General features: G+C 76.2%; 11 protein-coding genes. 4 read left to right on the plus strand and 7 right to left on the minus strand.

Going from position 1 to position 11,585, the window contains the following annotated elements:
* Positions 1-113: 113 nt before the first annotated feature.
* Positions 114-1,307, plus strand: coding sequence for a Gfo/Idh/MocA family protein (locus ACI79E_RS22060; RefSeq protein ID WP_456934723.1), 1,194 nt, complete (start codon positions 114-116; stop codon positions 1,305-1,307).
* Positions 1,307-2,314: a sugar phosphate isomerase/epimerase family protein gene (locus ACI79E_RS22065; RefSeq protein ID WP_456934724.1), complete on the plus strand. Its 1,008-nt coding sequence runs from the start codon at positions 1,307-1,309 to the stop codon at positions 2,312-2,314. Before ACI79E_RS22060 ends, ACI79E_RS22065 begins: the two co-directional genes overlap by 1 nt.
* A gap of 100 nt (positions 2,315-2,414) precedes the next feature.
* Here ACI79E_RS22065 and ACI79E_RS22070 read toward each other — a convergent pair whose 3' ends face one another.
* The 3 genes from ACI79E_RS22070 to ACI79E_RS22080 all read right to left on the minus strand — a co-directional run bounded on the left by ACI79E_RS22070 (position 2,415) and on the right by ACI79E_RS22080 (position 4,294).
* Entirely contained in the window at positions 2,415-2,891 is a 477-nt protein-coding gene (locus ACI79E_RS22070; protein WP_456934725.1) for a cupredoxin domain-containing protein, read from the minus strand.
* Positions 2,892-2,981: 90 nt separating this feature from the next.
* Entirely contained in the window at positions 2,982-3,944 is a 963-nt protein-coding gene (locus tag ACI79E_RS22075; protein WP_456934726.1) for an alpha/beta hydrolase family protein, read from the minus strand.
* A gap of 2 nt (positions 3,945-3,946) precedes the next feature.
* Positions 3,947-4,294, minus strand: a complete 348-nt coding sequence (locus ACI79E_RS22080) for a hypothetical protein (RefSeq protein ID WP_456934727.1) — start codon at positions 4,292-4,294, stop codon at positions 3,947-3,949.
* 54 nt (positions 4,295-4,348) lie between these two features.
* On the opposite strand from ACI79E_RS22080, the gene ACI79E_RS22085 reads away from it, so the two are divergent.
* Complete coding sequence (locus ACI79E_RS22085) at positions 4,349-4,879, plus strand: helix-turn-helix domain-containing protein (protein WP_456934728.1); 531 nt, start codon at positions 4,349-4,351, stop codon at positions 4,877-4,879.
* Positions 4,880-4,917: 38 nt separating this feature from the next.
* Here ACI79E_RS22085 and ACI79E_RS22090 read toward each other — a convergent pair whose 3' ends face one another.
* From ACI79E_RS22090 to ACI79E_RS22100, 3 genes are all read right to left on the minus strand, one after another.
* On the minus strand, positions 4,918-5,418 hold the full coding sequence (locus ACI79E_RS22090) for a hypothetical protein (protein ID WP_456934729.1): 501 nt from the start codon (positions 5,416-5,418) through the stop codon (positions 4,918-4,920).
* Between the two features lie 109 nt (positions 5,419-5,527).
* The gene (locus tag ACI79E_RS22095) at positions 5,528-7,141 is read right to left on the minus strand and encodes a DEAD/DEAH box helicase (RefSeq protein ID WP_456934730.1); all 1,614 of its coding nucleotides are present in this window, start codon (positions 7,139-7,141) and stop codon (positions 5,528-5,530) included.
* 221 nt (positions 7,142-7,362) lie between these two features.
* Positions 7,363-8,361 (minus strand): GlxA family transcriptional regulator, encoded by a 999-nt coding sequence (locus tag ACI79E_RS22100; RefSeq protein ID WP_456934731.1) that lies wholly within the window; start codon positions 8,359-8,361, stop codon positions 7,363-7,365.
* 72 nt (positions 8,362-8,433) lie between these two features.
* Here ACI79E_RS22100 and ACI79E_RS22105 point away from each other — a divergent pair, with 72 nt between their 5' ends.
* A complete protein-coding gene (locus ACI79E_RS22105; RefSeq protein ID WP_456934732.1) occupies positions 8,434-9,759 on the plus strand; it encodes an MFS transporter in 1,326 nt (441 codons plus the stop codon).
* A 54-nt stretch (positions 9,760-9,813) separates the two neighbouring features.
* Here the strand turns inward: ACI79E_RS22105 and ACI79E_RS22110 are convergent, their stop codons facing one another.
* Positions 9,814-11,391: a GMC family oxidoreductase gene (locus tag ACI79E_RS22110; RefSeq protein ID WP_456934733.1), complete on the minus strand. Its 1,578-nt coding sequence runs from the start codon at positions 11,389-11,391 to the stop codon at positions 9,814-9,816.
* Positions 11,392-11,585: the final 194 nt, after the last annotated feature.

The following is an 11,585-nucleotide window of genomic DNA, read 5'->3' on the forward strand; positions in this document are numbered from 1 at the left end:
GTCGTAGCGGGGGGCGGTGGGGGGCGGGGGGTGGGGGGGGCGGGGGGGCGCCCGCGCGCCCCCCCCCCCCCCCCCCCCCCCCCCCCCCCCCGCACACCCGAGGAGCCCTCCGGATGACCCCCACCCTCGGCGTCGGCCTCATCGGCTACGCCTTCATGGGCGCCGCGCACTCCCAGGCCTGGCGCACCGCCCCGCACTTCTTCGACCTCCCCCTGCAGCCCGAGCTCACCGTCCTCGCGGGCCGGGACCCCGCCCGCGTCGGTGACGCCGCCCGCCGGCTGGGCTGGGCGGGCACCGAGACCGACTGGCGCCGCGTGGTCGAGCGGCCCGACGTCGACCTCGTCGACGTCTGCACACCCGGCGACACGCACGCCGAGATCGCCATCGCCGCGCTGGACGCCGGCAAGCACGTGCTCTGCGAGAAGCCGCTGGCCAACACCGTCGCCGAGGCCGAGGCGATGGCCGAGGCCGCCGCGCGGGCCGCCCGGCGCGGGGTGCGGTCGATGGTCGGCTTCACCTACCGGCGGGTGCCGGCGATCGGGCTGGCCCGCCAGCTGGTGGCCGAGGGCCGGCTCGGGACGATCCGGCACGTGCGCGCCCAGTACCTGCAGGACTGGATCGCCGACCCGGCCGCACCCATGTCGTGGCGGCTGGAGAAGGACAAGGCCGGCTCGGGGGCGCTCGGCGACATCGGCGCGCACGTGGTCGACCTGACGCAGTACATCACCGGGCAGCAGGTCAGCGGCGTCAGCGCGCTGATGGAGACCTTCGTCAAGGAGCGGCCGCTACCGGCCGAGACCGGCAAGCTCTCGGGCGTCGGGGGCTCGGAGATGGGCACCGTCACCGTCGACGACGCCGCCCTCTTCCTCGGCCGGTTCAGCGGTGGCGCGCTGGCCAGCTTCGAGGCCACCCGCTTCGCCCTGGGCCGCAAGAACGCCATCCGCATCGAGGTCAACGGCTCGGCCGGCAGCCTGGCCTTCGACTTCGAGGACATGAACGTCCTGGAGTTCTTCGACGGCACCGAGCCCGCCGAGGTCGCGGGCTTCCGCCGCATCCTCGTCACCGAGCCCGGCCACCCCTACGTCGGCGCCTGGTGGCCGGCCGGCCACGGGCTGGGCTACGAGCACGGCTTCACCCACCAGGTCGTCGACCTGGTGACCGCCATCGCCAAGGGGGAGGACCCCGCGCCGTCGTTCGCCGACGGCCTGCAGGTCCAGCGGGTCCTCGACGCCGTCGAGCGCAGCGCCGCCGCCGGCTCCGCCTGGACCGAGATCCCCGTGACCACCGCCCCGCGAGGAGACGCCTGATGCCCCGTCCCGTCACGCTGTTCACCGGCCAGTGGGCCGACCTGCCCTTCGAGGAGGTGTGCCGGCTGGCCTCCGAGTGGGGCTACGACGGCCTGGAGATCGCCTGCTGGGGCGACCACCTCGACGTCGAGCGCGCCGCGAACGACGACTCCTACGTCGCCGACCGCAAGGCGCTGCTGGAGAAGTACGGCCTGCAGGTCTTCGCCATCTCCAACCACCTCAACGGCCAGGCCGTCTGCGACGACCCGATCGACGAGCGGCACCGCGGCATGGTGCACCCGCGGGTGTGGGGCGACGGCGACCCCGAGGGCGTCCGGCAGCGGGCGGCCGAGGAGATGAAGACGACCGCCCGCGCCGCGGCGAAGCTGGGTGTCGACGTCGTCGTCGGGTTCACCGGGTCGAAGATCTGGAAGACCGTCGCGATGTTCCCGCCGGTGCCCGAGTCGATGATCGAGGACGGCTACGCCGACTTCGCCGCCCGCTGGAACCCGATCCTCGACGTCTTCGACGAGGTGGGCGTCCGCTTCGCGCACGAGGTGCACCCCTCGGAGATCGCCTACGACTACTGGACGACGGTCCGCGCGCTCGAGGCGGTCGGTCACCGGGAGGCGTTCGGGCTGAACTGGGACCCGTCGCACTTCGTCTGGCAGGACCTCGACCCGGTCGGCTTCCTCTGGGACTTCAAGGACCGGATCTACCACGTCGACTGCAAGGACGCGAAGAAGCAGGTGGGCAACGGCCGCAACGGCCGGATGGGCTCGCACCTGCCCTGGGCCGACCCGCGGCGCGGCTGGGACTTCGTCTCCACCGGCCACGGCGACGTCCCGTGGGAGGCGTGCTTCCGGATGCTCAACACGATCGGCTACGACGGGCCGATCTCGGTGGAGTGGGAGGACGCCGGCATGGACCGGCTGGTCGGCGCCCCCGAGGCGCTGGCCTTCGTGCGCCGGCTGGCGTTCGACCCGCCGGCGGCCGCGTTCGACGCGGCCTTCGCCAGCGGGAACTAGGAGGGTCCGGGGAGGTGGGCGGCGAGCGGGGGGTCCCGCCGCCCACCTCCCCGGAGTCCGGGAGCCGGCCCGGCCGAGGGGAACGGCCGGGTCGGGTGGCTCAGGCGGTGACGGAGACCGGCACCTCCATGCCGTTGGCCCGGTGCTGGCCGACCGAGCAGTAGAAGACGTAGTCGCCCTGCTCGAGGGTGACCTCCAGCGTCGCGGTGCCGCCGGGCTGGAGGACCTCGGTGGCGGCGATCTCCTGTCCGTCCTTCTCGACGACGAAGTCGTGCGGCATGTTGCCGGTGTTGGTCACCTCGAAGGTGTACGTGCCGGCGGAGTAGCTGTCCTCGGAGAGCTCGAAGTCGAGGTCGACCGCGTTCACGGTCACGGCCTCGGCCTCGGACTCCGCGGGTGCCGAGGAGCCGGGCGAGGCCGGCGCCGCGGCGCTGCTGCTGGTGTCGGCCGCGCTGCTCGTGGTGCTGTCGGACGCGGCCTCGGTGCCCCCGTCGTTCCCGCCGCAGGCGCTGAGCCCGAGACCGAGGGCGAGGACTACGGCGGCGGTACGGCGGGCGGAACCGGTCGGCTGGGGCACGGTGGATCTCCTCGGAGCCGGCGGCCCCGCTCCGTCGCCGGGGGCCGCTGTGCCGCAGATACTGCAACTTTGTAGGACTGCTCGGAACCCCTACACAGGGGGTTCACAGGTCCTTGGCAGCTCGTGTGCAGCGACCGTCCGGCGGCACCAGGCCACGACCGTGTCGAGCACCTCCGGGTCGACCGGGGAGCGCAGCTCCGCCCGGTAGGACCGCAGCGAGGCGGGCCCCGGCTGCCGGCGCAGCGTGTGGGTGAGGTCGGGGACCCGGTGCGCCTCCACCGGGCCGGGCACCGTGGCGGCGAGGACGTCGAGGTCCGCGGCGGGCACCTGCAGGTCCTTCTCGCCGGTGAGGGCGAGGACCGGCACGTGCAGCCGGGCGAGGTCGGCGCGCGGGTCGTGGTCCAGGAACTCCCGGGTCCAGCGGGCGTTGACCCGGACGCCGCCGATCCGGGCGACGTCGGTCGTCGTCGCCCGGATGCGCGCGTGGTTGGCGGCCACCTTCGCCTCCAGGTCGGTGCGGAACAGCCGCAGCAGCGCGCGCACGGGGGCCGGCAGTGTCGGGGCGATCTGCCGGGCCTGCCAGCGCAGCAGCTCGTCGCCGGGGGTGGCACTGGTCGACAGCAGGACCACGCCGGCGACCCCGTCGTCCACCCGCCCGCCGCGCGCGGCCAGGGCGGCGGCCAGCAGGGCGCCCTCGCTGTGGCCGGCGAGGACGATGCGCGCCGGGTCGACCCCCGGGTGGGCGGCGAGGGCCGCGTGGGCGCGGCCGAGGTCGTCGACGTTCTCGGAGAACCCCGTCGCGCGCCAGTCGCCCGGGCTCTCGCCGACACCGCGCTTGTCGTAGCGCAGGGAGGCGATGCCGCCGGCCGCCAGGGCGTGCGCCAGCTGTCGGGTGACGTCGAAGCGCATCCGGCGGTGGTTGGAGTCGCGGTCCAGCGGGCCGGAGCCGGCGGCCATCAGCACCGCGGGCGCCGGGCCGGGGGAGTCGTCGGGCAGGGTGAGCGTGCCCGCGAGCGGGGGGTCGCCCGGGACGGTCAGTGCGGTCTCGCGCACCGTCACCGCCCCCCGGCGAGCGCGCCGGCGAGCGCCGCGGCGTCGTCGGCGCCGACCAGCACCGTGTCGAAGCGCTGGCCGGTCAGCCGCAGGCGCACCGCCGGCTGGCCGCGGCGCACGCTGACCAGTGACTTCTCCCCGCGCCGGCGCCACGTGCCGATCGCGCGGACGCCGGGCAGGCCCAGACCTGGCGCGCGCAGCCCGCGGAGGGCGGACAGCCCGTCGGGGACCGCTTCCACCGAGGCGACGGCGTCCCGCGGCACCTCGAGGTCGCGCAGCAGCCCGAGGAGCTTCTCGCCGCGGGTGAGGGTGATCCGGAGGGTGTGCGGAGTCGTCGTCACGGTCGCCATGCCGCTATCATTCTCAAACACGAGACCAGTGTCAAACATGAGAACGGTGGCTCCATGGCATCCGCGGACCTGCTCCTCCACCCCGTCCGGCTGCGGATCGTCCAGGCCTTCCTCGGTGACCGGACCCTCACCACGGCCGAGCTCCGCGCGCTGCTACCCGACGTCCCGCCGGCGACGCTGTACCGGCACGTGGGGGTGCTCGGTGACGCCGGCGTCCTCACGGTGGTGGGGGAGCGGAGGGTGCGGGGCGCCGCGGAACGCAGCTACCGCCTGGTGACCGCGGCGGCCTCGGTGGGGCCGGAGGCGGCCGCGGAGCTGACCCCCGAGGAGCACCGTCGCGCGTTCGCGACCTTCGTGGCGGCCCTGCTGGCCGACTTCGACCGGTACGTCGACGGGGCGGGGAGCGGGGGGCTCGACCCGGCCCGGGACGGCGTCGGCTACCGGCAGATCGGGCTGTGGCTCAGCGACGAGGAGTTCGGGCAGCTGGTCACCGAGCTGCGCGCCGTCCTCTCCGCGCGGACCGGGCTGGAGCCCGACGGTGTCCGCCGGCGGCGGATCGTGAGCCAGGTGTTCCTGCCCGGGTGACCGTGGGGACGGCCGGCGTCCGACCGTCCCCGCGGGCGTCACTCGGCCCGGCTGGCGGCGCGGGCGGCCCTCCGGTTGGCCTTGGCGAGGGTCTTGGCGGCCTTGCGGACCCGGCGCGGCTCGCGGTCGATGGTGCCGCGGGTGAGGAGTCCGACCCCGATGCCCAGCAGCCAGACGTCCTTGGCGACGGCCAGGCCCTCCTGGGTGGGGGCCAGGCTGCCGGGCTTCCGCATCCCCGGCGTGTTCAGGTACAGGCCCAGCAGCCCGCCGGAGAACGCGGTGAGCGCGGCGCCGGCGACCGCCGTGGGCACGAACGGGGCCAGCAGCAGGCCGCCGATCGCGATCTCGCCGTAGGCCAGGCCCTTGACGAACTGCTGCGGCGGGACGTCCTTGAGGAACGGGTAGGTGCCCGCGGCGAACCCGTGCAGGCCGGCCGCGGTGCCCTCGTCGGCACCGCGCTTGCCCAGCCCGCTGTTGAGGATGAAGGCGCCGGCCGAGATGCGGGGGCCGATCTCGGACAGGGTGATGGGCAGACGCATGGTGCACCTCGCTGATCAGGGGGGACGGGTCCGTCCCCACTCTGGACGACCCCCGTCGTGCCCACCACCCCGGGGGTGACCGTCGCCGGCCGGCCCCCGGGGCGCGAGGTCAGCGCCCGCCGCGGCGGGAGCGGCCGCTGAAGCCCGCGGCCGAGTGGGTGCCCGCCCGCGCGGCGAGCTCGGCGCGGGTGCGGGCCGGCCCGGCCGGGCGGCCCGAACCGCCGCGGCCCCCGGTCGTGGCCGTGCCGGTCGTCGCGGCGCGTCCGCCGGAGGCAGCCGCACCGTTCCCGCCCCGCCGACGCCGGCCGCCACCCTGACCCTGGCCCTGGCCCTGGCCCTGGGGCTGGGGCGCCGGCGCGGGGGCCGGCTCCACGTACGGCGCGGCCGGCCCGGTCAGCTCGACGATCTCGCGGGCCCCGGGCTTGATGGCCGACACCTGCGGGGTGATCCCGGCCTGGCGGGCCAGGGTGCGCACCTCACCCGCCTGGTCGGGCGTGGCGACGGTGACGACGGTGCCGCCGGCCCCGGCGCGCGCGGTGCGCCCGGAGCGGTGCAGGTAGGCCTTGTGCTCGGCCGGCGGGTCGACGTGCACGACCAGCGAGACGTCGTCGACGTGGATGCCGCGGGCGGCGATGTCGGTCGCGCACAGCACCCGGGTGTCCCCGCTGCTGAACGCCTCGAGGTTGCGCTCACGGGCGTTCTGGCTGAGGTTGCCGTGCAGGTCGACGGCGGGCACGCCCGCGGCGGTCAGCTGCTTGGCCAGCTTCTTGGCCTGGTGCTTGGTGCGGGTGAACAGCACGCTGCGACCGAGGCCGGAGGCCAGCTCCTTGACGACCTGGGCCTTGTCGGCGGCGTCCACGCGGAACACGTGGTGGGTCATGGTCGACACCGGCGCGACGGCGGGGTCCACCGAGTGCGTCGTCGGCCGGTCCAGGTAGCGCTTGACCAGCACGTCGACGCCGTTGTCCAGCGTGGCGGAGAACAGCAGCCGCTGGCCCACCTTCGGGGTGCGGTCGAGCAGGCGCTTGACGCCGGGCAGGAAGCCCAGGTCGGCCATGTGGTCGGCCTCGTCGAGGATGGTGACCTCGACGGCGCCGAGGTCGGCGTGCCCCTGGCCGATGAGGTCCTCCAGCCGGCCGGGGCAGGCGATGAGCACGTCGATGCCGCCGGCGAGCGCCTGCACCTGCGGGTTCTGGCCGACGCCGCCGAAGACGGTCGTCGTCCGCATGCCGAGCGCGCGGGCCAGCGGGTCGACGACCGCGGCGACCTGGTTGGCCAACTCGCGGGTCGGCACCAGCACCAGCGCCCGCGGCCGCCTGGGCTGCCGCTTGCTGCTGGAGGCGGCCAGCCGGGCCACCAGCGGGAGGCTGAAGGCCAGGGTCTTGCCGGAGCCGGTGCGGCCCCGGCCGAGCACGTCGCGCCCGGCGAGGGTGTCCGGCAGCGTGGCCACCTGGATCGGGAAGGGCGCGGTGATGCCGCTGGCGGTGAGCACCTCGACCAGCGGGGCGGGGACGCCGAGCTCGGCGAACGTGGTGTCGGTGGGCAGCACGGTGGCGACGTCGCCGGCGGGGACCACGGAGGCGGGCACCGGGTCCGGCTGCGGGCGGGTCTGCGCGCCGGCCGGCGGGGCGCCGGCGGGGCGACCGCGGCCGCGGCTGCCGCGGCGGCGGGGGCGAGGGGCGCCGTTGTCGGCGGTGGGGGTGGACGGGTCGTGCGAGGTCATTCGGTTTCCTGACGCTCGGGTGGCTCCCCGTGCGGCCCGGCGACCGTGGGCGCGGCGCTCCTGCGCGGGCAGGGCGGGCTCACGTCGTCAGCGGGACGGCGGACAGCCGGGCGCGCCTCGGTGGCGCAGCCTCGGTCCGACGTCGAGTCCTGCAGCTCCGGATGAGCGGAGGGCGGCGCCGGTACGTCGTACTCAACCAGACGCGGAGGGTGCCTGTGCCCTCACCCCGGGGAGTGTCCGGTCACACCGTTGCCGCGGTAGGCGCGCCGGTAGGTGCCGGGGGCGACGCCGATGCTGGCCCGCAGGTGCTGACGCAGCGACGCCGGGGTGCCGAACCCGGCGTCGACGGCGACCCGGTCGATCGGGGCGTCGGTGGACTCGAGCAGCTGCCGGGCCAGGGCCAGCCGCTGCCCGGCCAGCCACCGCAGCGGGGAGAGCCCCGTCTCCTCGCGGAACCGGCGGGTGAAGGTGCGCACGCTCATGCGGGCGTGTGCGGCGAGGTCGGCCAGGCTCAGCGGCTCGCCCAGCCGCTCGGTGGCCCAGGCGCGGGTGGCCGCGGTGCCGGTCCCGTCGGTCTCCGGGAGGGGGCGCTCGACGAACTGCGACTGCCCGCCCTCCCGCCACGGGGCCACGACGTTGCGGCGGGCGGCCCGGTTGGCCACCTCGCTGCCGTGGTCGCGGCGGACCAGGTGCAGGAGCAGGTCGATCCCGGCCGCGTTGCCGGCGGAGGTCAGCACGTCGCCGTCGTCGACGAAGAGCACGCCCGGGTCCAGGCGCACCGACGGGAACAGCCGCCGGAAGGCCGGGGCGTGCATCCAATGCGTGGTGGCCGGCCTGCCGTCGAGCAGCCCGGCGGCGGCGAGCACGAAGGCGCCGGTGCAGATCGACACCATCCGGGCGTGCCCGGCGGCCTCCTGCAGCGCCGCCGCCAGCTCGGCAGCGAGCGTCCCGTCGCGCATCGCGGGCCCGCCGTACACCCCGGGGACGACGACGGTGTCGGCCTCGGCGAGCAGGGAGACGTCGTGCTGCGGCAGCACGTCGAAGCCGGCCGAGGTGCGCACCGGGCCGCCGTCCAGGGTGGCCACCCGCACCCGGTAGAGGCGCCGGTCGTCGGCGTCGACGGCGGACTCGAGCAGCCGGTGGGGGAGGCCGAGCTCGAAGGCGATCGTGTTGGGCAGGGCCAGGACGGCGACCTCGTGCCGGTCCGCACCGGAGGACATGGCCGGATCGTTGCACATGTTGGCCTCCGGGCCACTGTCGGTCCCTCGCGGCCGTCGGTCATGCTCGACGCCGTGACGACGACCGACCACCCCCGCGCCGCCACCTCCCGCATCCACCCGGCGTGGTGGGTCGCGGCGGTGACGTTCCTGGCCCTGGTCGGCGCGGCCGCGTTCCGTGCGGTGCCCGGTGTGCTCATCGACCCGCTGCGCGCGGAGTTCGGCTGGTCGGTGTCGACCATCTCCGCCGCGGTGGCGGTCAACATGGCGCTCTACGGGCTCACCGCCCCGTTCGCCGCGGCCCTGATGGAGCGCTTCGGCATCCGGCGGGTCGTGATGGCCGCGCTCCTGGTCGTCGCCCTCGGCAGCGGGCTCACGGTGTTCATGACCGCGAGCTGGCAGCTGGTCCTGCTGTGGGGCGTCCTCGTCGGCCTGGGCTCGGGCTCCATGGCGCTGTCGCTGGTGGCCACGGTGACCGGCCGCTGGTTCGTGGCCCGGCGCGGGCTGGTCTCCGGCATCCTCACCGCCGGCGGGGCGGCCGGGCAGCTGGTCTTCCTGCCGCTGGTCGCGTGGATCGACACGGCGTGGGGCTGGCGCGCGGCGTCGCTGGGCACCACCGCCGCCGCGCTCGCCGTCCTCCCGCTGGTCGCCTGGCTGCTGCGCGACCGGCCGCGCGATCTCGGCGTCGCGCCCTACGGCGGCAGCCCGGACGACGACGTCGCCCCGGTGCGCGCCGGTGCCGCGCGCGCCGCCGTCCAGGGGCTCGTCGCAGCCGCCCGCAGCCGGCCGTTCTGGCTGCTGGCCGTCGGGTTCTTCATCTGCGGGATGTCGACCAACGGGCTGGTGCAGCCGCACTTCATCCCGGCCGCGCACGACCACGGCATGCCGGTGACCACGGCGGCGGGGCTGCTCGCCGTCGTCGGGGTCTTCGACATCGCCGGGACCGTGTTCTCCGGCTGGCTCACCGACCGGGTCGACCCGCGGGTGCTGCTGCTGGCCTACTACGGGCTGCGCGGGCTGTCGCTGTTCGCGCTGCCGACCCTGTTCGGGCCGGACCTGCACGTCAGCATGGTGGCGTTCATCGTCTTCTACGGCCTGGACTGGGTGGCCACGGTGCCCCCGACGCTGGCGCTGTGCCGCGAGCACTTCGGCGCCCGCGCGCCGGTGGTCTTCGGGTGGGTGTTCGCCTCCCACCAGGTCGGCTCGGCGGTCGCCGCGTTCGGTGGCGGCGTGATCCGCGACGTCACCGGCTCCTACGATCCGGCCTGGTTCCTGGCCGGTGCCCTGTGCCTGGTCGCTGCGGTGGCGTCGATCGCCATCCGCCGCAACCTCCCGCCGCCGGGCGGGACGGCGCTGCCGGTGGACCGCGAGGAGGCGGCAGCCGCCCAGGCCCACGGCTGAGGCCCCGGCACCGCAGAGCGGGCTCCCCGCCGCTGTCCGGACCCGTGGCCCCGGTCAGCCGGTGCCGGCGAGGGCGGGGTCGACGGTGCGCCCGGCGATCAGGTCGACCGCGCGCTCGGCGACCATGATCGTCGGGGCGTTGGTGTTGCCCCGCACCAGCGTCGGCATGACCGAGGCGTCGACCACGCGCAGCCCGTCGAGGCCGTGCACCCGCAGCGTGGGGTCGACCACCGCGAGGTCGTCGGTGCCCATCCGGCAGGAGGAGACCGGGTGGTACAGCGACTCGAGGGTGTCCCGGACGGCGCGGCGCAGCCCGTCGGGGCCGCGCACCGCGCCGCCCGGCGACCGCTCCTCGGCGAGGACGCCGGACAGCGGGGCGGTCGCGGCGACCTCCCGGGCCTGCTCCACCCCGCAGACCAGGGCGTCGAGGTCGCGGTCGTCGGTGAGGTAGCCGGGGTCGACCGCCGGTGCCCACGTCGGGTCGGCCGAGCGCAGCCGCACGGTGCCCCGCGAGTGCACCCGCACCAGGACGACGGCGGTGGTGAACGCGTCGACGGCGGGGTCGACCTCCGCCTGCCGCCAGAACTCGACCGGCAGGAAGTGGTGCTGCAGGTCCGGCGCCTCGAGCCCGGGCCGGGAGCGGCTGAACAGCCCGGCCTCGGCGAGGTTGGACGACAGCGGGCCGCGGCGGGCGGCGAACCAGCGCGCGTAGCCCGACGGCGACTCCCCGTGCAGCAGCGACCGGCCCGAGCGGGTGTTCCAGACGACCGGCACCAGGGGGTGGTCCTGCAGGCCGCTGCCGACACCCGGCAGGTCGCAGACGACGTCGACGCCGACCGCGCGCAGGTGGGCGGCCGGGCCGATGCCCGACAGCATCAGCAGCTGCGGGGAGTTCACCGCGCCGCCGGCCAGGACCACCTCGCCGGCGGACACGGTGTGGTCCCGCCCGCCACGGTGGTACTCGACGCCGGTGGCCCGCCCACGGGAGACCAGCACCCGGGTGGTGAGCGCGCCGGTCCGGACGGTCAGGTTGGGCCGGCCCACGGCCGGGTGCAGGTAGGCGTCGGCGGCCGACCAGCGCCGGCCGCGCCGCTGGGTCAGCTGGAAGAGCCCCGCGCCGTCCTGGGTGGCGCCGTTGACGTCGTCGTTGCGCGGGTGGCCGGCGGCCACCGCGGCCTGGACGGCGGCCCGCGACCAGGGGTGCGGTGAGCGGGGGTCCTCCACGCGCAGCGGCCCGCCGACGCCGTGGAAGCGGTCGGCGCCGCGGGCGTTGTCCTCCGTGCGCCGGAACAGCGGCAGGACGTGGGAGTGGGACCACGACGGGTCGCCGGTCAGCCGGGCCCACTCGTCGTAGTCGCAGGCGTTCCCGCGGACGTAGATCATCGCGTTGATCGACGACGACCCGCCGAGCAGCTTGCCCCGCGGCCAGAACAGCCGTCGTCCGCCGAGTGCCGGCTGCGGCTCGGTCGTGTAGTTCCAGTCCCGCCGGGTGCGCCAGTTCTTGTACAGGGCCGCGGGCACCCGCACCTCGAGCACGTCGTCGGAGCCGCCGGCCTCCAGCAGCAGCACCCGGCGCGACGGGTCCTCGCTCAGCCGGCCGGCCAGCGTGCACCCGGCCGAGCCCGCTCCCACGACGACGACGTCGAACGCGCCGCCGTCGTCCTCCGGAGAGGGGGGGGGGGGGGGGGGGGGGGGGCGGGGGGGGGGGGGGGGGGGGGGGGGGGGGGGGGGGGGGGGGGGGGCGGGCGGGGGGGGGGGGGGGGGGGGGGGGGGCGGGGGGGGGGGGGGGGGGGGGGGGGGGGGGGGGGGGGGGGGGGGGGGGGGGG

The sequence above is a fragment of the Geodermatophilus sp. SYSU D00079 genome, from assembly GCF_054050635.1.